The 25,581-nt window shown below is 68.2% G+C and carries 20 protein-coding genes, 1 tRNA gene and 1 pseudogene; 15 read left to right on the forward strand and 7 right to left on the reverse strand.

Annotated elements, in window-relative coordinates; translation table 11 throughout:
* The first annotated feature begins 53 nt into the window (after positions 1-53).
* The 5 genes from RIC11_RS09560 (at position 54) to prmC (ending at position 5,672) form a co-directional block, all read left to right on the forward strand.
* The gene (locus tag RIC11_RS09560; RefSeq protein WP_350210645.1) at positions 54-2,102 is read left to right on the forward strand and encodes a hypothetical protein; all 2,049 of its coding nucleotides are present in this window, start codon (positions 54-56) and stop codon (positions 2,100-2,102) included.
* Positions 2,099-3,082: a bile acid:sodium symporter gene (locus RIC11_RS09565; RefSeq protein WP_350210647.1), complete on the forward strand. Its 984-nt coding sequence runs from the start codon at positions 2,099-2,101 to the stop codon at positions 3,080-3,082. The genes RIC11_RS09560 and RIC11_RS09565 overlap by 4 nt, the downstream gene beginning before the upstream one ends.
* A gap of 184 nt (positions 3,083-3,266) precedes the next feature.
* On the forward strand, positions 3,267-3,494 hold the full coding sequence (rpmE, locus tag RIC11_RS09570) for a 50S ribosomal protein L31 (RefSeq protein ID WP_350210649.1): 228 nt from the start codon (positions 3,267-3,269) through the stop codon (positions 3,492-3,494).
* A 105-nt stretch (positions 3,495-3,599) separates the two neighbouring features.
* On the forward strand, positions 3,600-4,673 hold the full coding sequence (prfA, locus tag RIC11_RS09575) for a peptide chain release factor 1 (RefSeq protein ID WP_350210651.1): 1,074 nt from the start codon (positions 3,600-3,602) through the stop codon (positions 4,671-4,673).
* A 123-nt stretch (positions 4,674-4,796) separates the two neighbouring features.
* Positions 4,797-5,672, forward strand: a complete 876-nt coding sequence (prmC, locus tag RIC11_RS09580) for a peptide chain release factor N(5)-glutamine methyltransferase (protein WP_350210653.1) — start codon at positions 4,797-4,799, stop codon at positions 5,670-5,672.
* A gap of 85 nt (positions 5,673-5,757) precedes the next feature.
* On the opposite strand, the gene RIC11_RS09585 is transcribed toward prmC, so the two are convergent.
* Positions 5,758-6,504, reverse strand: a complete 747-nt coding sequence (locus RIC11_RS09585) for a 5-oxoprolinase subunit PxpA (protein ID WP_350210655.1) — start codon at positions 6,502-6,504, stop codon at positions 5,758-5,760.
* A gap of 91 nt (positions 6,505-6,595) precedes the next feature.
* A complete protein-coding gene (gene pxpB, locus RIC11_RS09590) occupies positions 6,596-8,215 on the reverse strand; it encodes a 5-oxoprolinase subunit PxpB (RefSeq protein ID WP_350210657.1) in 1,620 nt (539 codons plus the stop codon).
* A gap of 321 nt (positions 8,216-8,536) precedes the next feature.
* Here pxpB and RIC11_RS09595 point away from each other — a divergent pair, with 321 nt between their 5' ends.
* Positions 8,537-9,448 (forward strand): YihY/virulence factor BrkB family protein, encoded by a 912-nt coding sequence (locus tag RIC11_RS09595; protein ID WP_350210659.1) that lies wholly within the window; start codon positions 8,537-8,539, stop codon positions 9,446-9,448.
* A gap of 294 nt (positions 9,449-9,742) precedes the next feature.
* Here the strand turns inward: RIC11_RS09595 and RIC11_RS09600 are convergent, their stop codons facing one another.
* Both RIC11_RS09600 and RIC11_RS09605 read right to left on the reverse strand, forming a co-directional pair.
* Positions 9,743-10,651, reverse strand: a complete 909-nt coding sequence (locus RIC11_RS09600) for a hypothetical protein (protein WP_350210661.1) — start codon at positions 10,649-10,651, stop codon at positions 9,743-9,745.
* 50 nt (positions 10,652-10,701) lie between these two features.
* Positions 10,702-11,412: a PEP-CTERM sorting domain-containing protein gene (locus RIC11_RS09605; protein ID WP_350210663.1), complete on the reverse strand. Its 711-nt coding sequence runs from the start codon at positions 11,410-11,412 to the stop codon at positions 10,702-10,704.
* Between the two features lie 404 nt (positions 11,413-11,816).
* Between RIC11_RS09605 and RIC11_RS09610 the strand changes: the two genes are divergently transcribed.
* From RIC11_RS09610 to RIC11_RS09650, 9 genes are all read left to right on the forward strand, one after another.
* Positions 11,817-12,839, forward strand: coding sequence for an SMP-30/gluconolactonase/LRE family protein (locus tag RIC11_RS09610; protein ID WP_350210665.1), 1,023 nt, complete (start codon positions 11,817-11,819; stop codon positions 12,837-12,839).
* Between the two features lie 106 nt (positions 12,840-12,945).
* A complete protein-coding gene (locus RIC11_RS09615) occupies positions 12,946-13,986 on the forward strand; it encodes a galactitol-1-phosphate 5-dehydrogenase (protein ID WP_350210667.1) in 1,041 nt (346 codons plus the stop codon).
* Positions 13,987-14,070: 84 nt separating this feature from the next.
* Entirely contained in the window at positions 14,071-14,868 is a 798-nt protein-coding gene (locus RIC11_RS09620; RefSeq protein ID WP_350210669.1) for an SDR family NAD(P)-dependent oxidoreductase, read from the forward strand.
* 178 nt (positions 14,869-15,046) lie between these two features.
* Positions 15,047-15,119, forward strand: a tRNA-Lys gene (locus RIC11_RS09625).
* Positions 15,120-15,240: 121 nt separating this feature from the next.
* Positions 15,241-16,413, forward strand: coding sequence for a tyrosine-type recombinase/integrase (locus RIC11_RS09630; protein WP_350210671.1), 1,173 nt, complete (start codon positions 15,241-15,243; stop codon positions 16,411-16,413).
* Between the two features lie 143 nt (positions 16,414-16,556).
* Positions 16,557-17,138, forward strand: a complete 582-nt coding sequence (locus RIC11_RS09635) for a hypothetical protein (RefSeq protein ID WP_350210673.1) — start codon at positions 16,557-16,559, stop codon at positions 17,136-17,138.
* Positions 17,139-17,216: 78 nt separating this feature from the next.
* Positions 17,217-17,564, forward strand: a complete 348-nt coding sequence (locus RIC11_RS09640) for a DUF1580 domain-containing protein (RefSeq protein WP_350210675.1) — start codon at positions 17,217-17,219, stop codon at positions 17,562-17,564.
* Positions 17,565-17,644: 80 nt separating this feature from the next.
* A complete protein-coding gene (locus RIC11_RS09645) occupies positions 17,645-19,720 on the forward strand; it encodes an AAA family ATPase (RefSeq protein ID WP_350210677.1) in 2,076 nt (691 codons plus the stop codon).
* Between the two features lie 364 nt (positions 19,721-20,084).
* On the forward strand, positions 20,085-20,402 hold the full coding sequence (locus tag RIC11_RS09650) for a hypothetical protein (RefSeq protein WP_350210679.1): 318 nt from the start codon (positions 20,085-20,087) through the stop codon (positions 20,400-20,402).
* A gap of 46 nt (positions 20,403-20,448) precedes the next feature.
* On the opposite strand, the gene RIC11_RS09655 is transcribed toward RIC11_RS09650, so the two are convergent.
* From RIC11_RS09655 to RIC11_RS09665, 3 genes and pseudogenes are all read right to left on the reverse strand, one after another.
* Positions 20,449-21,441: a DUF4268 domain-containing protein gene (locus RIC11_RS09655; protein ID WP_350210681.1), complete on the reverse strand. Its 993-nt coding sequence runs from the start codon at positions 21,439-21,441 to the stop codon at positions 20,449-20,451.
* 1,560 nt (positions 21,442-23,001) lie between these two features.
* Positions 23,002-24,513 (reverse strand): annotated as a pseudogene (locus tag RIC11_RS20720) (site-specific DNA-methyltransferase); the annotation flags it as partial.
* Positions 24,514-24,659: 146 nt separating this feature from the next.
* Positions 24,660-25,580 (reverse strand): hypothetical protein, encoded by a 921-nt coding sequence (locus RIC11_RS09665; protein ID WP_350210685.1) that lies wholly within the window; start codon positions 25,578-25,580, stop codon positions 24,660-24,662.
* Position 25,581 lies beyond the last annotated feature (1 nt).

Here is a 25,581-nt window from a genome sequence, read left to right on the forward strand (position 1 = left end):
TGGTGGCAGCGGCCTCCGGCGCCGCCCCGTCTGCCCCGCTCTGAGTCCCAAGCGTGCCAACGAACCCCGACAGGCCGCCGCGAACGGCTCGCCCCCGAGCGATCGGCGCCACGGTCGTCGCGCTCGCGGCCGTCGCCGGCGCAATGCTGTACGGCTGCCGCCCCGGCGACACGGCCCAACAACGCGCCGCTTCGAACCGCTCGGCCCGGGAGGGGGCGAACCAGCGTGGCGCGCTGTTCGAGTCGATCCGGTCGCAGCTCCGCACGCTCCCGGAGCGGACCGCCCTGGAACTCCGCCCCCCGGCCGTGGTCCTCGACGCCCGCAACAGCACCAACGGCGAGGAGATCCTCGGCGCGTTGCTGCGACGCCCCGACGCGCCGCCCGGCGCCCCGGCGAACCTCATCCGCGTGCCCAGCCGCAACAGCGACTTCAAGCGGCACGTGCGCCCCGGCGACATCCTCAAGTACTACGCGCGGCTCGACGACGCGACGCTCCAGCGGCTCGAAGCGACCGGCGACGTCGACATCGCCACGTTCGAAGCCGTGGAGTTCATCGTCGCCCAAGTAATCAGCGACAACGAGTTGCTCATCGAGGGGGGCGTCCCCCAGGAAGTCGACGCCCTGTTCAAGGTCGAGGTCTGGCGGATCGACGACCAGCGGATGGCCGACATCAGCCGCGACCTCAACTCTTACCTGACCCGCCGCGACCCGCCGCTGGCGTGGCACCCCAGCCCCGACGAGCTGACCATCACCCGGCTCACCGAGCGGCTCAATCAGTGGCTCCGTCAGACAGGCGCGGCCGCGGTCGACTGGACGATGCCCGAGCGGCTCGAGGGCTTGCCCGCCGAGCTCTCGGACACCGAGGAACTCCGGCCCTACTTGTCCGAGCAGAGCCTCCGGTCGGGGCTCTTCAGAGACGACGAGACCCGCCACGTCCAAGGCGCCATCTGGCGGCGCGACGTGGCCCGTTGGGCGCGCGGGCCCGACCCGTCGCCGCTGGCTATCGCCGAGCGGCTCACCGAGTGGGTCGGCAAGAACATCCAGCTCGTGCCCGACGATGAGAGCCCGCCGCGGTGGCCGTGGGAGCTGATGCTGCACGGCAAAGCGACCGTCGAGGGACGCGCGTGGGTCCTGGCCGGCCTGCTCGAGCAACTCAATATCACGCCGGCCATCGTGTCGCTGCCCGTCGAGACCTTCGGCGACTACCCGTTGGTCGGGGTATCGCACGACGGCCAGCTCTGGCTGTTCGACCCAAAGATCGGCATGCAGCTTCACTCCGCGGAGGGGAAGCCCGCATCGCTCGTGAGTATTGGGGCCGCCGACGAGGCGACCGTGAGCCTCGTCGCTTCGCCGTTCTCGCTGACACGCCGCGCCGCGCTGCTCGAGGAGCGCCTGACCGGCGACGACGCGGTCCTGCTGGCGGTCGACTCCGACGCGGTCGCCGAGCGGATCGCCTCGGCCGAGGGCGTCGAGGAGGTCGGGCTGTGGCCCGAGCCGTTCCAGACGCTCCTCGGCAAGCTCCGGTCGACGGCCTCGGAACGCCGCCGCGCGGTGCGCGAGTTCTTGCCCTTCGCTTGGCGCCCGAAGCTCTGGAAGGGGAGGGCCCTGCACCTGCGGGGCGTGGTGCAGAGCACGTCGGCGCGCGACGACCCGCTCGTCGAGTTGCTCGACGATCACCGCGAGGCGGCCCGGTTGTACCTCGACCCGAACGTCCGGCCGCCCGACACGAGGCTCGCGGGAGTCGCCGAAGACAAGCGGGTCATCTACGAGCGGGCCAAGCTGCTCGCCACGCTGTGGCTGGGGCTCCTCGCGGCCGAGCAGGGCGACGACGAGGTGGCGGTCGATTGGCTCGAAAACCGTGTGTTCGAGGGCGCCGACGCGGACGAGATCCGGCCGATCGTCCATTACAACCTGGCGTTGGCCAAAGCCCGGCTGGGCCAAACCGACGAAGCGGTCACGCTGCTGGAGGGGATCGAAGGCCCGATGGCCCCCGCCGCGCGGCTGGCCGCTGAGCGCCTGGCCGCCGCGAGCCGGGGCGACGACGTCCGGTCGGCCGACGACTCGCCGTCAGCCGACAAAGCCTCGACGGTGGCGGGCGAGTGAGCGGCCGGCCCCGCGCGCTGGTTTGGATCGGCAAGCAGTGGTTCTTGCTCGCGCTGGTGGTGGTGCTGACCCTCGGCGCCGTCGCGCACGGCCCGCTGGCGCCGCTGACCGACGCCATCCCCCGCGGCCCGCTCGTCGCGGCGATCATGCTCGCGATGTCGGCCCCACTGAACCTGGGTCGTTCGCTCTCGGCGCAGTCGGCCGGCGCGGCCGTCGCGGTGGGCGTCGTGACCAACACCGTGCTGGCCGGTCCGCTGGCGTGGCTGCTGGGAGGCTGGTTGCCCGACGAGCTGGCGATCGGGCTCGTCGTCGCGGCGCTGGCGCCCTGCACGCTCGCTTCGGCCGCGGTCTGGACCCGCCGCGGGCGAGGCAACGACGCCGTCGCTCTGGCGGTCACGGTGGTGACCAACCTGGCCTCGTTCCTGGTGCTCCCCGCGTGGGCGGGGCTGCTGATAGCGCGGTCCGAGCCAATCGCGGTCGTGGGGCTCGGCGCGCAGCTGCTAGCGATCGTCGTCGCGCCGATCGTCGTGGGGCAACTGCTCCGCACGCTGCCCCCGGCCAGGCTGTGGTGCGACCGCCACCGGCACGCGCTGAGCCTGGCCGCGCAGGTCGGGCTGCTCGGGATGGTCCTGATCGGCGCCGTCCGCTGTGGCGCCGCGCTGTCCGACCCGTCGGCGCGCGTCGGCGCCGCGGCCTGGGGGGGGCTCGCCGCGAGCGCGGCGGCGGTCCACCTCGTGCTGTTCGCGGTCGCCTGGCGGCTGTCCCGTTGGCTGGGGTGTCCACGCGGCGAGGCCCTCGGCGCCGCGGTTTCCGGCAGCCAGAAGACGCTCGCCGTCGGCCTCGGGGTCGCCCTGCAATTCGGCCCACTCGCCGTGTTGCCTATGATCGTTTACCACGCTTTGCAACTGCTGATCGACGCGGTGCTGGTCGACCGGCTCGGCCCCCCGGCGGCTTCGGACGCGGGGCTCAAGGCGCCCTGACGGCAGCCCCTCCGAAGCCCGAAGCCCGACGCACGCAGCCCGACGCAGGCTCCCCGCCATCCCTCGCGCCCTTGAGCCGCGACCCGCCCCGCCGTACGATACGGGGCTACCCGATCGCTCCCATCCACGCCCGCACAACCCGGGCGGCTCAACCCCCCGAGCGAGACCAAGAGGAACCGCGACGATGAAGGAAGGCATCCACCCCAAGTACCAAGAGACGGCCGTCCACTGCGGATGTGGGAACACGTTCACCACCCGCAGCACGCGGTCGGAGCTGAAGGTCGACATCTGCAATGCGTGCCACCCGTTCTACACGGGCAAGCTGAAGTTCGTCGACACGGCGGGCCGGATCGATAAGTTCAAGAAGAAGTTCTCGGCCGCGGGCTACGCGAGCCTCAAGAAGAAGAAGTGAGGCGGGAACGTGCAAAGGGGAATGCGGAAAGTGGAAGGCCTTTAGCGCGACGCCGCCCGTGGCTCGTGTTCCTCCCCCTTTCGGATTTCGCCCTTACCCTTCCCGATGCGTGACCTCCTAGAGACGAAGCTCGACCGGTTCGAACAGCTCGAGCGGGACCTGGCCGACCCGCAGGTCCTCAGCGACTCGGAGCGGGTGGCCGCCACGGCCCGCGAGCACGGCTCGCTGGCGCGGCTGGCGGGCAAGTACCGCCGCTTCAAGGACCTCTGCGACGAGATCGCCGACGCCCGCGAGATGGCCCACGGCGACGACGCCGACATGCGCGAGCTGGCCGAGGCCGAGCTGAAGGGCCTGGTCAGGGAGCGCGAGTCCCTGTGGGACGAGCTGCTCGGCATGACCATCGGTGGCGAAGACGCCAACCGCACCCGCTGCCTGATGGAGATCCGCGCCGGAACCGGCGGCGACGAGGCCGCGCTGTTCGCCCGCGACCTGTACGAGATGTACAAGCGGCACGCGGAGCAGAAGGGCTGGAAGCTCGAGATCATGGACGCGAGCCCCACCGAGCTGGGCGGCTTCAAGGAGCTTTCGCTCGGCCTGGAAGGGGAGGGGGTTTACCGCGAGCTGCAGTACGAGTCGGGCGGGCACCGCGTGCAGCGGGTCCCGAAGACCGAGACCCAAGGCCGCATCCACACGTCGGCCGCCACGGTGGCCGTGATGGCCGAGCCGGAAGACGTCGAGGTCACGCTCACGCCGGACGACTACCGCCTGGACAAGTTCAACGCGTCGGGCCCCGGTGGGCAGCACGTGAACAAGACCGAGTCGGCCGTGCGGCTCACGCACCACGAGACCGGCATCGTCGTGCAGTGCCAGGACGAGAAGTCGCAGCACAAGAACCTGGCCAAGGCCCTCCGGGTGTTGAAGTCGCGGATCTACGATTTCCGCCAACAGGAAGAGACCAAGAAGCGCTCCGCGGAGCGGAAGGGATTGGTGGGCTCCGGCGACCGCAGCCAGCGGATCCGCACCTACAACTACCCCGAGAACCGCCTGACCGACCACCGCATCGGCCTGACGATCTACAAGCTCGACCAGATCCTCGCCGGCGACGTGCAGCCCGTGACCGACGCGTTGATCGACCACGACCGGCAGAGCTTGCGCGACGCGATGGGGGGGTTGGATTAATGTGGAATTCGGAATGCGGAATGCGGAACGACGCGCAGGCGGGGCTTGAGCCCGAGCGGTCCCGCATTCCGCATTCCGCCTTCCGAATTCAGCGTGCTTCGATAGACAGCGCGGGAGGGCGCCGTGCCTGACGCCTCGCCCTGGTCGGTGCTGAAATTGCTTACATGGACGACCGACTTCTTCAAATCGAAAGAGGTCGACTCGCCGCGGCTCGACGCGGAGGTCCTGCTCGCCGAGGTCCTCGGCTGCAAGCGGATCGAGCTGTATGCCCGCTTCGAAGAGGTCCCGCCGGCCGCCGCGCGCGATGCGTTTAAGGCGCTCGTGAAGAAGCGCGGCGACGGTGAGCCGGTCGCCTACTTGGTCGGCCGGAAGGAGTTCTACTCGCTCGACTTGGAGGTCGAGCCCGGCGTGCTGATACCGCGGCCGGAGACCGAGCTGCTGGTCCTCACCGCGCTCGACCGCCTGAAGGCCCGCGGCGACGCCGCGCCGATGCTGGCCGACGTGGGGACCGGCACGGGGGCGATCGCGATCGCCGTGGCCAAGCACGCGCCGGCGGCCAAGGTCGTCGCTATCGACGTCGACCCCCAAGCGGTCGCCCTGGCGAACAAGAACGCCGAGCGGCACGGCCTGGCCGACCGCGTCTTCGCGACCGAGAGCGACCTGTTCGCCCGGCTCAAGGCCGAGCGGCGGTTCGACTTGATCCTCAGCAACCCGCCGTACGTGACGACCAACGAGCTGATGAACCTCGACCCGACGGTCAAAGACCACGAGCCCCACCTGGCGCTCGATGGCGGCCCGGAGGGGACCGACGTCATCGAGCGCTTGCTCGCGGCGGCGCCCGACCGGCTGAAGGAGGGCGGCGAGCTGCTCGTCGAGATCAGCCCGATGATCGCCGCACGCGTGGAGCGCCTCGTCGGCGAGGCGCCGGGCCTCCAGCACGTGGCCACGATCAAGGACCTCGCCGGCCACGCGCGCGTCGTCCATGCTCGGCTCGGATAGCCTCACGCCAAGGAGCGAAGGCGCAAAGGAGGCTGGCCGACATCGTTGCGCCTTCGCGCCTTGGCGTGAGACCATTTCCGTCTTGTCAGGCAGAGAAAGCGCGTAGCGTGCAGCCTGCCTGGCAGAGGGCGGTGCGAACGGCGACTGCGTTTTCCAGTGCGCTGGGATGATCGCCGTGCAGGCAGAGCGATTCGATTTCGCAGAATCGAGCCTCTCGATTGATGACAAGAGCTTCGCCAACGTGAATCAACTCGTGGACTTGATTCGCGATGGCGTCGGTGTCTCCCAACACCGCGGCTGGCGAGTCCCGTGACACGAGCGCTCCGTCTGGCGAGTAGGCTCGGTCGGCGAACGCTTCGGCGTAGAACGGGACGTCGGCGTGGTCGGCCGCCCGCGCGAGCTGCGATCCATTGCGGCCCAGCACCGACAACGGAGTGTGATAGCAAATGACAAAGTCGATCGCCGCGTCGGCGAGGGCCTCGTCACGCCCGACCTGGTGGTACAGCGCGCCGTGGAGCTTGAGGTAGCTCACCCTCCCGCCGAGGCCGTCGGCGATCGCGTGCAGGCGGTCGACTTGGCCATTCAGCAAGTCGATCAGCTCGCGCGGCGTGATCGGCAGCTCGCGGCGTCCGAAGTGCGCGCGGTCCTCGTGCCCCGGGTGCGCGCCGATCGCCACGCCCGACTCGACCGCCCGTCGCACGGCGGCGGCCATCGAGCGCTGGTCGCCCGCGTGGCCGCCGCAGGCGATGTTGGCGGAGGTCAACAGCGGGATGAGCTCCGCGTCGGTCGCGAAGCCCTCGCCCACGTCGGCGTTGAGGTCGATCGTTCTCATCGATAAAGGGCTAACCACGACGGGCACGACGCACACGACGGCTCGAACCTACAACCGAGTCGTCGTGCTCGATGTGTCCGTCGTGGATTGATCACTTTAATCGTAATCGGAAGCCTTGGATCGCCAGGGCTAGTTCGCGTTCCGCCAGGCGGCGGAAGTGCTCGGCTTCGGCGAGGGTGATCGGCTCGAAGCGGACCGGGTCGCCCGGGCGGAGCTGCGCCAAGGCGGGCCAGTCGACGCTCGCCACGACCGCCACGATCGGGTAGCCGCCGAGCGTCTGCGCGTCGGCCCCCAGCACGATCGGCCGCCCGTCGCCGGGCAGCTGCACCGCCCCGTGGCAGGTCGGTTGCGACTCATCGGGTGGGGCGCCGGCGAGCGAGACCGGCGGGCCATCGAGCCGCAGGCCCATCCGGTTCGACTGCGAACCGACCCGCCAAGCCGAGCGGCAAAGCCGGTCTAAGCCCGACGGGCCGAGCAGCTCCGACTGCGGGCCGGCGAGCAAGCGGAGCGTCGCCCGTCGGGTGGCTGAAGGGCCCCACCACTCGGGCGTCGGTTGCAAGTCGGCCGGCTCCGTCGGCGCCGAGTGGATCGGGTCGCCATCGGACAGCCGCTCCCCTTCTAATCCGACGAGGCCGCCGGCGGCAGCCACGTACGCCCGGGCCCCGCCCGCCAGAGCGCGGAGGTCGAGCCGCTGGCCGGCCGCCAAGTCGATCCGCCGTGAGCCGCGTAGCCGCGCCGGCGTTGCGCCGGCCAGGCCCAGGCGCACGTCGCGGAGGGCCTCGAGCACCGGGCCGACGAGCGTGGCCTCGATCGCCGCGCCGCCGACCGGGCCGCCCGCCAGCGCGCAGGCCAGGCGGTGAGCTTCGGCGTCCATCGGCCCGCCGGCCGGCGCGCCGGCGCTGCGGCGGCCTCGCGGCGCCGGCGCGTGCAGCGCGGTCCAGGCGCCGGCCGACACGACACGCAGCACCGCCTCGCCGTCGGCCGCAGCCGCCCGACGCGCTGGGCGCGGCTCTACGGTCAAGCGGTCGAACTCCGCACGGTCGATCGCACGGAAGCGCACCGTGTCGCCCGGTTGCACCAACGCGGCCGGCTCGCGGCGCGGGTCGTACAGCCGCGTGGCCGTGCGGCCGATCAGCCGCCAGCCGCCGGGCGACTCGTTCGGGTAAACGCCGGTGTAGGGGCCGCCGATCGCGACCGATCCGGCTGGCACGCGCGGGCGGGGCGTGTCGCGGCGGGGCACTTGTAGCTCTTCGGGCAGGCCTTCCAAGTACGGAAAACCCGGCTGAAAGCCGACGGCGGCCACCCGGTACGGACGAGCATGCCGCGCGACGACTTCCTCCGCGGTCAAACCGGCTCGCCGCGCTACCTCCTCAAGGTCGGCCCCCTCGGCGCCGCCGTAGAAGACCGGGACCTCGATCGCACCGCGGGCTCCGCGCGCCGGACTGCCGCTGGCCCCTGGCGCCGCGGCCAGCCACTTCCCGACGGCCTCGCTGGGCGACGCGCCGGCAGCCACCTCAACGATTGCGGGGTCGAAGTAAGCCACCGCGCGGCCGAACGCGACGACCAAGTCCGTCACGCCCGGCGGCAGGTCCTTGGCGTCGACCCGGGGCGGACGTGCTCCGCCGAGCGACACGGCCACCGCGGCGTCGCCCAGCGGCTCGTGCGTTCCGGCCGGCTGCGGCCGATGCGGTTTGGTACAAACGCGACACACGCTGCAGCACCCGGAAATGTAACGAAACCTGTAGCGAAACCGACGTTAACTCTCTGTGGTATAACCGCTTGCGATTTTGTTACACCGGTGCGGCGGCAAACCGATCCCGGTCCGTTTGCCCTCCTGCCCCCTATTTTAGCAGGCCGATCGCCTAACTTTGCCGGTTGGCGCGGCGGATGGCGGCTGCCGCCTGCCCGCCTGCCCGCCTGCCCGCTTGCCCGGCGAGGGCGCCGGATAGCGGCCGGGGGATGGCGCGGGCTTTGCTCCCCCCGGGGGAGTGGGCGGCTCTTTGACCCGCTTGGCGCATCCTCGAGGAGACCCGTGAAATTTCTCAAGCAAGTCTTTCTCGAATTCGGGCAGGATCACTGCGGGATGTTGGCCGCGGCGCTGTCCTACTACACGCTCTTCGCGCTGCCCCCGCTGATGTACTTGCTGATGATGGTCCTCACGGCCGGCCTGTCGGTGGCCTACGATTCGGACGCCGCCGAGAAGGAGGCCGCGCGGGTGCTCGAGGATCAGGCCGCCCAGTTGCTCGGCGGAGAGGAAGCGGCCGAGCAGGTGTCGACGATGATCGACCGGGCCGACCGGTCTGGCAACAAGTGGTGGAAAGCGCTGCTGGGTGTCGCGGGCGTGATGCTCGGCGCCACGGGGCTGTTGGCCACGCTCCAGCGGTCGCTCAACCTGGTGTGGAGCGTCAAGGCGGACCCCGACCGGCCGCTGTTCAAGGTCTTCTTGCGGCAACGCTTCGTCGCGTTCGCCGTGATCCTCGGCATGGGCGTGCTGCTGCTCGCGTCGGTCGCCGCGTCGGCCGTGATCGGCTACCTAGGCGACACGGCCGAGACCGTGCTCGGCGTGCGCCCCGTCTCGGCGGCGGTGACGGCCTACGTGGTCCAGGCGGTGATCGCGTTCGTGGCGTTCGCCGTGTTGTTCAAGGTGCTGCCGGAAGTGAAGGTCGCCTGGTCCGACGTAGTAGTCGGCTCGTTGATCACCACCGTGTTGTTCCTCGCCGGCCGTGTCGCGATCCAGCAGTACTTCGCCTTCAACAACCCGGCCGCGCGGGTCGGCTCGGCCGCCGCTTCGTTGGCGGTGATCCTGGCCTGGGTCTACTACTCGTCGATGATCTTGTTGTTCGGCGCCGAGGCGACCCAGGTCTATGCCAACCGGCACGGCAGCGGCGTGCGACTGAAGCGCCGCGCGGTGCGGATCGTCGAGTCGATCGAGCGTCCCGAGTGACCGGGCCCGCCCAAAAATAGAAGGTCGATCCGGGTTCTCTGTCAGTGACTTCGGAAGATCGGTGGTTCCTGACCTCAGCTCGGACAACAACAACGGGGGTTCGAGCGAGGTCGGGATCCAAAATCACCCCTCGGAAGGCAGCTTGGTGAGCCCCTCTTGGCGAGGCCGAGCCGAGGGAACCCTCCCCACCGAAAACCCGGAGGGAGCAAATAGAAGCACCGCGCCGGCGCGCCACCCCCAGCGGCGCCGGCACGGTGCTCAATCGGATCGTCTAAGCCGCGTTGCGTCCTCGGGTCAAACCGAGCGCCGCGCCCTCGCCCGCCGGCGGCGCCCGGCCAGCGCAAACGACGCCAGCAGCAGCGTTCCGCTCGACGGCTCGGGGATCGCAAGCACCGAGTCGGCAACCGCCGTGAGCCGAGCGCCGTCTTCGGCGCTGAGGCCGAGTTGGTTCAGCACCGAGGCGAGGGGGATGTCGCTCGTGGTCGGGTCCCCGTAGATCGTCCCGTAGAGGACCAAGCCGTTGAGCAGCACGCCGCGGTTGTTGGCGTGGTAGATGTCATTGGCGTAGAGGCCGAGCCAGAAGTCGTCGGCCTCCCACGCGTCGCCCGCGCGGGCCAGGCGGGCGATGTCCATGCCGACCGCCTGGTTGATGTTGGCGGTCGACTGCTCGTAGCCGTCACGCAGCTCGGCCTGCATCTCGGCCGGCCCGCCGGGGAACGAGGGGTTGGCGCCGGCGTAGAACGAGTGGCCCGGGCCGCGGGCCCAGGTTTCGTACAGCACCGGCACGACGTCGGGGCTCCGGTCGGCGACCAGCTGGTACATGTCCAGCGTGCTGCTGAGGTGCTGCGAGAGACTGCCCAGCCGCGTGGGCATCGTCGACAGGTCTTGCAGGACCACGAAGTCCCAGTCTTCTCCGGCGGGGATGCCGGTGTTGATCGCCGAGGCGTTGTTGTCGATGTGCCACTGGAGGGACTGGCCGTTGACCGACCGGTTCACCGTGCGCGGCGCCGGGTAGCCCGCCGCGCGGGCCAAGTCGAACACCACGGCCGGAACGCTCCGTGTGCCGCCGCAGCAGGTGGCTTGGGTGAAGCTGTTGCCGAAGTAGAGCAGGTTGAGGGGCTCCTGGGCGTGGGCCGGCGCGGCCGCCACGAGGGCGGCCAGCGCCAGCATCACTCCAAGGCCCCGACCGAGTAGCCGAGACATGATCCGGTGCTCCGGGTTGCGGGTGTCGACGCTTGAGGGCGAGGGAGGACTCAGCGTCGACGCGCGGCGATCCCGACGCCCAGAAGACCGACCAGCGCGAGCGTGGTCGGCTCGGGGATCGGGTTAGACTCAACCCGCAACGCGCCCAGGTAGTAGAACAGCTGCGACGAGTCGTTGTTCGGGCCGGGCTCGGCCGTGAGGGTGATCTCGCCCGACGCGGTCGGGATGATCCCCGAGACGGTGACGACCGAACCCTCGTTGCCCGACGCGTCGAGCACGGCCGATCCGCTGTTGGCGCCGGTGACTTCGTACAACGCGTCACGCACGTTCGTGGCGCCCAGGCGGCTGGCGAAGATCGTGAAGTCGTAAGTGGTGAGCCCCGAACCGTCGAGGCCGGTGAACGCGACCGTACCCTCCGGCGTGAGCGGGTTCGTGCCGAACTCGCCCGCGTGGCCGAACGCGTTGTCGGCGGTCGCTTCGCCGGCAAAGATCGCACCGGCGTCGCCTGTCGCGGGATTCGGGCCGGACTGGTTGGAGCCGTTGAAGAAGCCGCTCACGCTCACCGCGATTCCGGTCGACGCGCCGGTCGAGTCGATCGAGTCGAGCAGTTCGAGCTGGCCGGGCGGGTTGACGACGATCTGGTTGTAGTTGCCGGGCGTCTGGTTGTTGCTGTCGCCGAAGTCGTAGAAGAGGGTCGCCGCCGACGCGGCGGGCGCCAGCGCGAGGCAGAGCGACAGCGTGAGCAGGGAAAGAGCCTTCATGAGACCAACCACCTTTCTTCGAGTTGCGAGAATCAAAGGAGCCGCCGAGTGCGTCGGGCCGGCCAAAGGCCCGGCTGCCGACGCGGCTTGACGCCGAAAAGGACTTGGCTTGGGAGACCGGGTGGACCGGCGTAGCTGAAAGCGCTTTCAAGCCAGTGGCAGCCTATTCGCCGCTGCGCCGCGACGCAACGGTCTGGCGACCCGCTCATGGGAATAATTCGCGACATCCCCCCCGAGCGACCCAGAAACCGCCGCCCGCTAGGCCGCACGAAGCACGCTGGGCGAGCGGCGGTGGCGACGCGCGAGCTCCCAGGGCAGAATAGCCCGGCGCCCTTTTTTCCTGACACCTCCGAAGGTCTTTCCTGACACCGCCGAAGGTCGCGATGATCTCCGTTACTAAGCGAATGTTGGTCGCCGCTGGCGCCGTCTGTTTGGCCGCCGCGCCCGCAGCGCTTGCCGAGCCCCAGGCCGTGGAGCCGTACACGCTGGGCGACGTCGAGCGGCTCGACCCGGCGATCGACGACCTGATCCCCGAGGGCGCCGAGATCGAGGTGCTCGCCGATGGCTTCCAGTGGTGTGAGGGCCCCGTTTGGGACAAGCGGAACGGCGTGCTGCTGTTCTCGGAGATCCCCGGCAACACGGCCTATCGCTGGGAGGAGGGCGCCGGCCTGTCGGTCTACTTGCGCCCCTCGGGGCACACGCGCGGCGGCGCCCAGAGCGACGAGCCGGGGTCCAACGGCCTGGCGATCGACCCGAGCGGCCGCCTGCTGTTGTGCCAACACGGCGACCGCCAACTGGCCGCGATGGCCGCGCCGCTCGACGAGCCGCAGGCGACTTACAAAACCCTCGCCGCGGAGTACGACGGCAAGCGCTTCAACAGCCCGAACGACTTGGTGGTCCACTCGTCGGGAGCGATCTTCTTCACCGACCCGCCGTACGGACTCGCCGGCAAGGCGGACGACCCGGCCCGCGAGCTGCCGTTCTGCGGCGTGTACCGGCTCGACCCCGACGGCAAGGTCACGCTGCTGGTGCGCGACATGACACGCCCCAACGGCATCGCCCTCTCGCCCGACGAGAAGACCCTCTACGTGGCGCAGTCCGACCCCGACGCGCCGCTCATCAACGCGTTCGACCTGACCGGCGAGCTCGGCGTGGCCAACGAGCGGGTGTTCTTCGACGCGGGCGAGCTCCTCAAGGAGCGCCGCGGCCTGCCCGACGGCATGGCTGTCGACAACGACGGCGTCCTGTTCGCCACCGGGCCGGGCGGCGTGCTCGTGTTGTCGCCCGAGGGCGAACACCTCGGCACGATCCGCACCGGCGAGCTCATCAGCAACTGCACGTTCGGCGACGACGGCCAAACGCTCTATATGACGTCCGACCGCTACCTGTGCCGCGTGCGAACCGCTACGAAGGGGCTTGGGTTCTAGCCAATCGTAGGGTGCTATTTCGCGAAGCGGAATCGCACCGCGCGTTTGAAGTTGTTCCCGGTGCGATTCGCCTTCGGCGGATGGCGCCCTACGTCTTGATTGCCGATTGAAAGCTCTCCTGCTTACCGCCGAGCGGACGCTCGAGCTGACCGACGTGCCCGCGCCTGAGTGCGGCCCGGAGGACGTGCTGGTCCGCGTGCGGGCTTGCGGCGTGTGTGGGTCGGACGTGCACGGCTACGACGGCTCGAGCGGCCGCCGCCGCCCGCCGCTGGTGATGGGGCACGAGGCGGCCGGCGTCGTTGAGTGGGTTGGCGAGCGTGTCGGCGAACGGGCGAGCGGCATTGTGATCGGCGACCGGGTCACGTTCGACTCGACCGTGTGGTGCGGCCGCTGCGGCCCGTGCCGCGCGGGGCGCGTGAACCTGTGCGACGAGCGCCGGGTGCTCGGCGTGTCTTGCGAGGAGTACCGCCGGCACGGGGCTTTCGCCGAGCTGGTCGCCGTGCCCGAGCGGATCGTCTACAGGCTGCCCGACAGGCTGTCGTTCGAGCACGCGGCGATGGTCGAGGCCGTGTCGGTCGCGGTGCACGCGGTCGGCCGGACGCCGATCCGCCTGGGCGACACGGTCGTCGTGATCGGCGCGGGGATGATCGGGCTGCTGATCCTGCAAGCGGCTCGGCTGGCCGGGGCAGGGCGGGTGGTCGTTGTGGATTTGGCGCATGACCGGCTCGAGCTCGCCCGGCGGCTCGGCGCCGACGAGGTGGTGCAGCCGGGCGAGGACGGCGCGGCGGCGATCCTCGAAGCGGTTGGCCCGCAGGGCGCCGACGTGGTGTTCGAGGCCGTTGGCGTGGCGCCCACCGTGAGCGCCGTGATCCACGCGGCCCGCAAGGGGGGCAGCGTGACGCTCGTCGGCAACGTCACCGCGACGGTCGACCTGCCGCTGCAAGCGGTCGTCACCCGCGAGCTGACGCTGATCGGTTCGTGCGCCTCGGCGGGCGAGTACCCGGCGTGCCTGGAGCTGCTGGCCGCGGGCAAGATCAACGTCGAGCCGCTGATCTCCGCCACGCCGCCGCTGGCGGAGGGCGCCGAGTGGTTCGACCGCCTGTACCGCGGCGAGGCGGGCTTGTTGAAGGTGATCTTGCGGCCTTAGTAAGCCGCGGTGCGTCCGCCCCGCGGAACGACCATCTCCTCATCCCGCTGATCACCACCTCTCCCTTCCGAACGCAGCCAGCCGATGACCCCGCCGCACAACTTCTTCGACCTCACCGGCAAGTGGGCTCTGGTGACCGGCGCGAGCCGGGGGCTGGGGCAGCGTTTCGGGCGGGCGCTTGCGCGGGCCGGCGCGGACCTGGTGATCACGAGCCGTGATGCGGCCGCGCTGGGCGACTTTCAGGCAGAGATCGAAGGGCTCGGCCGCCGCGTTGTGCCGCTCGAGCTCGACGTGCGCGACGAGGCGAGCATCACTCGGATGGCCGGGGCCGCCTACGCCGCGTGCGAGCGGATCGACATCTTGGTGAACAACGCCGGGTGCAACGTCCGCAAGCCGGCGCTCGAGATCACCTGGGACGAGTGGAACACGGTGCTCGACACGAACCTCCGCGGCACGTTCTTCGTCGCCAAGGCGATCGCGCCGGGGATGATCGAGCGCGGCAAGGGGAGGGTGATCAACATCGGGTCGGTCACGTCGGTCTTCGGCTGCGGGGGCATCACGCCGTACTGCGCGAGCCGCGGCGGCGTGAAGCAGATGACGATGGCGATGGCCGACGAGTGGGGCCCGTCCGGCGTGACCGTCAACTGCCTGGCCCCCGGCTGGTTCCGCACCGAGCAGAACAAGGTGCTCTACGAGAACGCCGCGTGGGTGGAGTACCTCAAGGACCGCATCCCCCTCCGCCGCCCGGGCCAGCCGGACGACCTGGACGGCGCGGTTGTGTTCCTAGCGTCGGACGCGAGCCAGTACATCACCGGCCAGACGCTGCTGGTCGACGGAGGGATTACGACCGGCGCGACGAGGGCGACGGTGGCGGAGGGATGAGGGACGAGGGACGAGGGACGAGGGACGAGGGACGAGGGAACCTAAGCCGAGGGCATCAGCCCTCGGAGCCTTTCCGCGGCCGAGGCCCGTCCCCAGCCGGGCCGCCGAACCAGCCGGCGGGCCTTTCTGTCCCGGATTGAAGCGGCTAAGCTACACGGCCTCGCCAACGGCGGGCGCCGCTCCCTTAGCTCAATCGGCAGAGCAACTGACTCTTAATCAGTAGGTTCTTGGTTCGAGTCCAAGAGGGAGCACTCTTTCTAAAGCGAGCCGAGCTAAGGGATTACGCTACCTGCCGGCGTGGCAGCGCGGCCTCTGACGGACCTCGTCAAAACGGTATCTACCGTTTTGGCGGCAACCCCTCGGAGTTCCGCCGTGCCCAAGCTGACGAACCGCACCCCCAACTACCGTCTGCACCGCGCCTCGGGTCAAGCCGTCGTGACGCTCAGCGGACGCGACTTCTACCTCGGCCCCTACGGCTCCGACGAGAGCCGCCTGGCGTACGACCGGCGTGTCGCGCAGTGGCTGGCCAACGGCCGGCGGCTGACCCCCACCCGAAAAGTTTCGGGGTGGCCTGTTGAGCGGCTACTGGCCGAGTTCTGGCTTCACGCGCAGCGCTACTACGTGGGCCCCGACGGCCAGCCGACCAGCGAGCTGGACGCCTACCGCCAGGTGATGAAGCCGCTCCGGGCGATGTACGGCTCGACGCCGGTCGACGCGTTCGGGCCGCTGGCCTTCAAGGCGCTGCGTGAGGCGCTCGTCGCTCGCGGCCTGACGCGCAAGAGCGTCAACCAGCGGATGGGGCGCGTGCGGCGGATCTTCAAGTGGGGCGTCGAGCAAGAGTACGTCCGCCCCGGCACCTACCAAGCCTTGCAAGCGGTCAGCGGGCTCAAGCAAGGACGCTGCGCTGCGATCGACCGCGATCGCGTGGCGTCGGTTCCCGACGAGGTCGTCGACGCAACGCTCCCCTACCTCAGCAGCCCCGTCGCGGCGATGGTGCGGCTGCAGCGCGTCACCGGGATGCGGCCAGCGGAGGTGATCCAGATGCGCCCGTGCGACCTCGACCAGAGCGACCCGGCGTGCTGGCTCTACCGCCCCGCCCACCACAAGAACGCCTGGCGGGGCCGCGACCGGGTCGTCTACCTGGGGGCGGACGCCCAAGCGATCTTGCGTCCGTTCCTCAACCGGGACGCCGAGCGGTGCCTGTTTTCCCCGCAGGAAGCCGTCGCCGAGGCCCGCGCCGAGCGGGCTCGCGGCAAATCGAGCACGCTGCGACGGCCCACGCGTAGGGCGCCGCGGAAGCAGCCGGGGCTCCGCTATAGCACCGGGAGCTACGGCAAGGCGGTCGCCTCTGCGTGCCGCAAGGCGGGGGTCGAGCACTGGTCGCCGAACCGCTTGCGGCATTCTTTCGCGACGGAGATCCGCCGTCGCTATGGGCTCGAGGCGGCTCAGGTGCTCCTCGGTCACTCCAAAGCGGATGTCACCCAAGTCTATGCCGAGCGCGACCACGAGCGGGCCCGGCAGATCGTGATAGGACAGCTGCCGTAAGCATGAGTCGAAACGACTGTAATCAGATAGCGTCGAACGCTGAGGCTGCGCGATGTCTACGGTCCCTGGTCGAAGTCATACGCCGAAAGTGGGGCGATCAAGTGTCCATTGCGAGCCAAGGATTTGAACCCACCTCCTGCCCCATGTACGCCTCGGACCTCGAATCTATCGATGTCACGTCTGTGCGTATTGACTTGTATCTGCGCCAAAGCCAAGTGGTCATGCCGACTCTGGAAGACAAGGGGTACGGGCCGCTTCGCGTCCCAATAGCGGTTTGGGAGGAAATCGACTCGTACGGAGATCGCTGTGGCCTCGTGGAGGATCACCAACTTTGGTGCCGCCAGATGGAGGCTCTTGCCGAGCAACTCGAGTCGGAAGAGCAGCCCAGTGGCGGCGACCATCGGTCAACGCCCCACAGGCTCGTCCTGCGCTGTGGCGAAGTTGGTAGCTTGGATGACGGGTACGCGGAGTTTGACGGCGCCGGCCTGACCCTAACCGAGAAGGAGACTGCGTTTCTTCGGCAGCTAATACTCGCACAAAAAAACAGACGTGGCGTTATGACCTTTACACAGATTAAAGATGCCGAGGGAATAGTCTTCGCGCCGAACGATAAGGCGATAGACGTTCGGCGTAAGATTGTGGCGAAGTGGGATAACCTAATTGAGAGGACTCCCAATGGCTTCTGCATTGCGGAAGGAGTGAGGGGAGAAATCGCCCCTCACTAGGGAAAAAGTTCCCCCTCGACCGGGCTTTGGACTCCGCTGAAAGTACCTCACCGTTTGGCACTTTCCCCGGAGGCTCTCATGTCCTGCTCGATTCTTCGCGAGCGTCTGCTGCCGTTGGCGGACGTTTGCAAGCTGCTCCCTAATCGGCCGCACCGGTCGACCGTCGAAAGGTGGCGCTTGCGTGGGGTCCGAGGCGTCCGCCTCGAGACCTGGCTCGTCGGCGGGTGCCGGTACACCAGCTACGAGGCGCTCGACCGCTTCTTCGCCGCGACGACCGCTTCTGCGGACGGCCCCCCCTGCTCGGGCCGATCGACGCCGGGTCGCAACGCTTGGCCGGCGGACTCCGGTCCTCAAGACGCTGAGGCGAGTCGCATCCTCGACGACGCCGGGATCAGCGGTCCTCCCGCGAAGGAGGAGGACCGATGAGCGAGGCAGGAAACAAGTCGCTTACTCCCCATACGGGAGGGAAGCACGCGGGCCAGGACGCTAAGGCGAACGGCCTCTCAATGCTGGCTCTGTTGAAAGAGACGAAGCAGAAGGGCTCGGAGCAAACCGTCGCACGAGAGGCGACAACGCTGCAGCAAGCGACCGCCTACCACGACGCGGGGTTTTGTACGATCCCGATGAGGGCGGACGGCGCCAAGGCCCCCGCCGTCGATTGGAAGCGTTACCAATCCGAGCGGCCGAGCCGAGAGGATCTCTCGGGATGGTGGGGCGCCGATTCCTACGGCATCGGCATCGTCTGCGGCGCCGTGTCGGGCGGTTTGTTGGTCCTCGACTTCGATGAAGGGTCGGCCTTCGAGCAATGGCGGGCAATGGCGGGCGAGCTCTGCCCGGAGCTGCTCGAGGGATTGCCGATCGTGCGGACCCCGTCGGGTGGCTGCCACGTCTACCTCCGATGCCCGACGCCGGGGAGAAATCACAAGCTTGCCCGGCGGCGGTTGGCGGACGGGCAGATCCAGCTGCTCGTTGAGACCCGGGCAGAGGGCGGCTGCGTCGTCGCTCCCGGTAGCCCTGCCACGTGTCATCTGTCCGGAAAGCCGTACCAGCTGCTGACCGATGTCGGCATCGAGAGCACGCCTGTGCTGAGTGAAGAGGAGGCTGCCGTCCTCGTTTCGATCGCCGCGTCGCTCGACGAGGTTCTGCCAGACTCCGAGAATCGCCCGGAACGCTCGCCCCGGGCAGCGACAGCCGAGGGAGGGTGCGGGCGACCGGGCGACCGGTACAACGCGACCGCCGACTGGAATGACCTCTTGCCGAGACACGGCTGGCGACTTGCCTACGAGAGCGGTGGCGTCGCCTACTGGTCTCGACCTGGGAAGTCGCCGCGTGGCGGAATTTCCGCCACCACCGGTCGCTGCGTTAGCGAGGAGTGCGGCGGCCTGCTGTACGTGTTCTCTACCAACGCCGATCCTTTCGAGGCCGGCAAGACGTACACGAAGTTCGGGGCCTACGCGTTGCTCGCGCACCGCGGCGATCACCAAGAAGCCGCGCGGGCGCTGGGCGGCGAAGGGGGCGGAGCGCTCACCGACCCGAAGGGTGAACGCCCGAATCTGGTCCGCATGGCGGACATCGAGGTCCGGGAAGTCGACTGGCTCTGGGAGAGTCGGATCGCGGCCGGCTCGGTGACCCTCTTGGTCGGGCAGCCGGGCGTCGGCAAGTCGTTCGTCACTTGCGATCTGGCGGCCTGTGTCAGCGCTGGGCGGGAGTTCGCCGACGGGAACCCGTGTCGGCAGGGGTCCGTCGTCCTCGTGTCGGCCGAGGACGACCCGGCCCACACGATTCGTCCTCGGCTGGAGGCCCACGGTGCTGCCCTCGAGCACATCCATCTCCTTTCGGGCGTGACCGAGACCCGCACGAACGGCTCACAGGGTGAGCTCCCCTACACACTCGCCAATGTCGACGCGTTGACTGCGACCCTCGAAACGCTGGGGGATTGCCGGCTGGTCGTCATCGATCCGATTGGCTCTTACCTGGGATCGAAGACCGACGCCTACCGCGACAACGAGGTCCGGGCTGTCCTCTCGCCGATCGTAAAGATCGCCGAAAAGTTTGGCGTCGCCGTGCTTATCGTCGCCCACCGGCGGAAGTCGGCGGCTGCCTTCGCCGACGACACGGCGATGGGCAGCCGGGCGTTCACCGGCGTGGCCCGGAGCGTCTTGCACTTGATGATCGATCCGGACGACCGGGGTCGGCGGCTGCTGCTCGCCGGGAAGAACAACCTAGGGCGGCAGGCGGACGGGTTGGCATTCCAGATCGAAGGCGACCCGGCCCGAATCGTTTGGGATGAGGAGCCCGTGCCGTGGACCGCTGACGACGTTCTTGCCCGAGAAGTGGCTGGCAGCGGGCGTACCGCTCCCGCCCGCACGCGCGCCGTGGATTGGCTCCGCGACCAACTCGCGGAGGGACCGGTCAAGGTTGAGGACCTTAAAGCGGCTGCGAGGCATGCCGGACACTCGTGGCGGACGCTCGAACGCGCGAAGCGAGAACTCGGCGTCGTCAGTAGCCCCCGTGATTTCCAAGGGCCTCATGAGTGGCGCTTGCCGGCCGAGCCCCCTGCCCGCGGCGAAGCCCCGGCATAGTCCGCCAACTCTCTGGATGGCGGCCTCTGGCAGGCACAGCTGTCCACGCCAAGAGATTGCAGACTCCGCCACCTCAGCTAACTGGCGGTCTCTGAGCAGACTGGCCGCTCGTCGCTGCAACGAGGATTCCGGTTCCGGAGCGTGCGTTGGCCGCTTGGGCTCTCGGAGACGTTAGACATCTTAGCGTTCCCCTTAAACCGAGGCGAAATCTCCTGTGACGCATCACGAACGACTGACAGAGGAAATTATCGAGAGGAGCTGGGCCGAGGACTGGGCCGAAGCGCGGCTCGAGTGGCAGTACGAGGGGAGCTGGCGAGCAACCCGTTCACAGCGGTGCCTATGCGGCAACCGGACCTGCCTGAGGATGTCCGTACTCTGCAACGAGCTCTCGGGGGAGCGGATCGTGGTCGGCAGCACGTGCGTAAAACGCGTGCTGGGGATCGACGCTCCCGCAATCGACCGATCGCTCGACGCGATCGAACGGGACCCGTTGCGGTCGGTCAACAAAGCGATCTTGGACGTTGCTTTCGACGGCGGCTGGATCACGCGCTACGAGTTCGACTTCTACTGCAACACTAGGTCGAAGCGAAAACTCACACCGAAGCAGGAAGCGTTCAAGCGAAAGGTCAACGGGAAGATCCTGCGCGGGCTTGTGGCGGACGAGGAGCTACAGGTGGGATGACTCAGCCTAACCGATTGGCAAGTTGCTCTGGTCGGCTGGGTCCGACTCAGTCGATACCCCCCTCGGCGTCGGCAGCTTCCTCCAGCGACAGGCTGCGGACGCGGCGCTTGAAGGTCTCGTAGAAGCGCCGCAGCCGGTCGGCGAACCACTCGTGCTGGCGTGGCCAGTCGCTTTCTTTCTCGGGGTCGCACACCATCCGCAGCGCGATGCGGCTCTCGATCCGGTCGGGCAGCTCGCGCCACTCGAGCCTCTCGCCGATCTGGGCCTCGATGTCGGGGCGGTCCTGCTCGAGCAACGCGAAGTGGCCCTTCCCCTCGGGCCCCTGGCACCAGAGGGCGACCTCGATCCAGTCCTCCTGGGTGTTCATGCAAGCGGCGAGCTTGAACTGGCTGCGGCCGATGGCGAACACGAGCCAGCCGGTCGGCTGTGGGGTCACGGCGCTGACCGGGTGGTCGAGCGTGGCGATCTTCTCCATCATCGCTTCCCAGTAGCGCCGCTGGGTCTGCTGCAGCTCGGATAGCTCAGTGCTGTCCGACCTCTTGGCAGCCGATTGCGACTCGGTCGAGAAGCGGTTGGGCTTACACACCACGTTGAAACGCGGCGCGGGGAGCGAACCGGCGATCTGCCAGAGCTCGATCTCCAAGCCGAAGAAGCCGAGCGACCCGTTGCCGTGTTCGTTGAGGTAGGTCAGCGCCGCCCGGTGCTCCTCGGTGAAGCGGGCCGCGATCCACACGACCGCGGTCGCCTCGAGCCCGGCCGCGTAGGTGATCGTCTGGCCGAGGTGGGAGTGGTCGGTCTTCTCGAGCTGGTTCTCGATGACCACGTACGCGCCGTCGAGCGTGTTCTTGCAGAGGATGTCGGCCTTGAACGGGCCGACGAACTTCTCGGTGGCGACGAGTTCCAAATCGAGCTCGATCGTCTTGCCGAGCTGCGTCAGGTTCTCTTCCTGCGCGAGCCACTGCGTGAAGTCGGCGGCCTCGTTAGGCCACGCGGTGCGTAGTTTGACGTTCTGCAGCTTGCCCAGCTCGATCTTGCTCATGTCGCCTCGCGGATTGGTCGCTTCTCGCGCGTTGGCCCCGCCTCACTCCACCCTAAACACCTTCATCACCTCGTCGCCGAGGTGGTTGATCACCTTGACCGCGATGCGGCCGCTGGTGGGCCGGTCGAAGGGGCGGCTGGTGTCGCTGTTGAGGGCGCTCCAGGCCTCCTCGTCGATCTCGGCCTTGAGCGTCGTCTTGAGCGCCTTGTAGGGGTCGTTCTGGCCGAGGAAGTAGGCGTGGCGGACGAAGAAGCTCTCTTCGTTGTAGTCGTCGTCGATCATCCAGCAGGCGATCCCGTCGGCCGAGTCGCTGCGGACCTGGCCGGTGGCCGGGTCGAACACGTCGACGCCGCGCACCTCGACGAAGAGCTGGCCCTCGGCGGTCTGGCTGGCCCGCTCTTCGAACGTGCGGAACCGCTCGAGCTCTTCCCGCTCGTCGGCGGAGAGCTTGCCCTTGGACTCGAGCTCTTCGGCCCGGTCGCTGCGGCGGACGAGCTCCGCGCCGAGCTTCTCGGTCCCGCCCGCGTAGAACTCGATGTCGGGCTCGCCGAAGATCACGAACAGGTTCCCCTTGCCCGTGTTGGCCAGGTCGCCCGCCATGTGCAGGTCGGCGTTCATGCGGGCCTTGAGGACCGGCAACGCGCCGAGCTTGTTGAACTCGCTCGCGTGGGCCTCGTAGCTGAACGCGCACGCGACGAGCACGTCGAAGCCCGCCTCGGCCGCCTCGCGCGCCGCGGCCGCCAAATCGCTGCGGGCGACGGTGCCGAACTCGGGGCCGATGAACACGGCCGCCCGCTTCTCGGGGCCCGACTCCCCCACTTGGTAGCGGCCCTCGGCGGCTACGTGCACGCCGGGCCACGGCTTCAGCGAGGAAAACTCGATCCGATCCTCCTTGTGCGCCTGTTGCACGCCGGCCGTGCGGAGGTTCTCGAGGATCACGCTGGCGAAGTCGGGCGCGCCACCCCCGGCTGACGTGGCGGGCTCGCCTTTCTTGTCGAGCGGGTCGATCAGCTGGTCGTCGGCCCCGACGGCGAGCGTGCGGTGCGGGCTGAGGCTCTCGACGGTGAACGGGCCGGCGACGCGGACCTTCGACTTGTCTTGGTGCGGCTTGTCGTACAGGTACTCGTGGTCGGCCTTGGCGGCGATCGACGCGTCGATCTCTCGCTGCCGGGCGATCCGCTTCTCCCACCAAGCCGCGTGGAGCTGCTTGGCTTTGTCCGACCAGCCCTCCTCGGCCTCCCGCGGGATCTCCCATTCTTCCCAGTTCTTGCCGAGCGTGTTGTTGAGCCGCTCACGCAGGGGCTCTAATTCTCCCTGGTACTGCTCCCAGATCGTGTCGATCTCGGCGTTGTTGGCGATGCTCTTGAGCGTGATGTGCGGCACGCGCTCGTAGACGAAGCCTTGCCGCACGCGGCCGTAGGTCGCCGCGGTGCTCTTCTCGGTGCGCGACAGCTCGGCCTCCTTCTGCTGCCCCTCGGGGCTGTCGGCCAGCACGTAGTAGGGGTAGCGAGCCCCCATGATCCGGGCGCGGGCCAGGGCGAGCGAAACGCGGGAGGTGTCGATGGTGATCCAGCGGCGTCCCCATTGCTCGGCGACGTAGGCGGTCGTTCCTGAGCCGCAGGTGGGGTCGAGGACGAGGTCGCCGGGGTCGGTGGCCATCAGCAGACAACGTTCAACGACACGGACGTTCGTTTGCACCACGTAAGTCTTCGCATCCGCAAATCCGGATGTGATTGTGTCGTCCCAACCGTTTACGACGGGAAAAGCGGCGAAGTCGTCAAAGAAGCGACGGTACGAAAGTGTCCGACCTTGGGGATACAAGCGATCGGCCTTCTTCAGACGCTCCATTCCAACCGCGTTCGTCTTCCATCCTCCCTTTGAAGGTCGGAACGTGGCACCTTTCACAGCCACTGGGAATACTGTCGTTTGGCCGACACGAGTCGTTTGGGATGTCAAATTGTCACCACGAAATACTCGCCCATCCGCAACCCCTTTGATTTGTTCGCGATCCGTAACTCGACGAACGGTCCCGTCGCTTGCCAAGATGCGGGTGTATTGGCCACCTCCAGTACCGGCCAGTTCCTTGGCGTGGTGAAGCTGCCGGTATTTCGTCTGCTCTTTGTCTCGGCCATACCAAAGGACATAGTCATACACCGACGCCAGAAGATTCGTACCTCCTGCGAAGCTGCCAGCTCCACTTGTCTTTTTGAATGAGATGAATGCACAGCAATTCTGAGAGCCGAACACTTCGTCCATCGCCGCGCGAAGCAGATGGACATTCTCTTCTCCGATCTGAGCAAAGACAGATCCGGTCGGGTGGAGAAGATCTCTAGCGACTGTGAGCCGATCCCGCAGGTACGTCAGGTAGCTGTGGATCCCGTCGCGCCAGGTGTCGCGGAACGCCTTGACCTGCTCCGGCTCGCGGGTGATGTGGTCGGCCTTGCCGTCCTTGACGTCGCGGCTGGTGGTGGACCACTGGAAGTTCGAGTTGAACTTGATGCCGTAGGGGGGGTCGAGGTAGATGCACTGGACCTGGCCGCGGAGGCCTTCGCGCTCGGCAAGCGAGGCCATCACCTGGAGCGAGTCGCCGAGGATCAGGCGGTTGGTCCAGTTGGCGTCGTGCTGGTAGAACTCGGCCCCGCGGGCCTCGTCGGGCACGCCGTTGAAGTCGGCGAACAGGTCGAGCTGCTCGCCGCCGCCGGCCCGCTCGATGGCCTTCTCTTGGGCCTTGCGGCGGTCGGCGGTCTCGCGGACGAGGTCGTCGACGAGCGCCTTGGGGTGGACCCGCTCTTGGATATAGAGGGGCGGGGCGGAGACCACCAGGTCCGACCAGTCGTGGTCGCTGGTTTGTTGGTCGGCCCCTTCGGGCCCGAACTTGCCCCGCCAGACGAGTTGCGGGTCGAGGTCGCTGTTGCGGCGCTCGATCGCGACGCGCACCGGCGAGCGGTCCGCGGCAGACATCACGGCCTCGTGCTCCGCCGACGGGAGGTTCCGCCGCTTCGCCGAGGGGTGCGTGATGGTCTCGACGGATTTCTGCTTGGCGGGCTTCTTGGCTTTCTTCTTTTTGGCCATCTTGGCTCGTCAGGTGGCTCGCTCGACGGAGATCCCGTCCGGCTTGAATTGGTTGATCAGCTTCCGCATCGCCTTCTCGGCCCCGCCGCCCCAGTGCCAGTTCACCGCGTAGGTCTTGCCGCGGGTGTGGATCAGGTCGCTTTCCGCTAAGAACCACTTGCGAGGGAGGAAGGCGTCGCCGTCGCGCGGTGCGTGAGGGCTGCGACGAAGGCGTCTGGGTCTAAGTCTCCGTCGGCCGACCGGAAGAGGGTGTCGTTTTTCGTTCTCCAAGTGATCACCGCGGCGATCTCTTCGGGGTCGACTCCCGCTTGGCAGAGGCCCTGGATCAGGCGCAGGATCGCTTGGTTGCGTGGCAGCGCGTCGTAGACCTTTCCCTTGACGACGACGCGGAACTTTGGGGCCGTGCGTCGGGAACGGCGAGAAGCGCGTTCCTCGCTCTGCTTCTCGCGGATGCGGACCTGGAACTCTTCGGCTTCGGGAAGCGGGATCAGCTGCTGGACGTCGAGCAGCACGCGTCCCGCGTCGCCGTAGGGGCGGATGCGCACGCAGCGGATGTCGACCCCGCGTCCGGTGAGCCAGAGAACGCTCGAGGTGAGCTCCTTCGAGAACTCGGCCGACGCAAGCACGATGCGGACGTCGCTAGCGAATTCACCGTCTTCGTCGGACTCCCAACCGAGGAAGTCGAGGAGGGTCTGCTCCGGGTCGCGGTCGTCGCCGCGGGCCTCGAGGTAGGCCGCGAACACCTCGACGGCCCGAGAGAACGTCAGCGTCGACACCATGGCCGCGTAGCGGATCGCTTGAAGCTCCATGTGGCCGCCGTCTTCGGTGCGCTTCAGCTCGATGACGACGAGGTTCGCGTCGCTGTCGACGGCGAGCAGGTCGATGCGTCGTCGGCTCTCGTCCCACTCGCCGAACTCCTCGGCGATGACGAGCGTGCCCGGCGCGACCGCGTCGATGTTGTCGCGCAAGAACCGCTGGAGGTCCTGGCGTTCGCGTACTCCGGCGGCGGCGAAGGTTGTGGTTGGGACAACCTCGAACCGGTCGCCGCTGATCTGGTAGATCGCCATG

The organism is Botrimarina sp. (assembly GCF_040219535.1).
Lineage (GTDB): Bacteria > Planctomycetota > Planctomycetia > Pirellulales > Lacipirellulaceae > Botrimarina.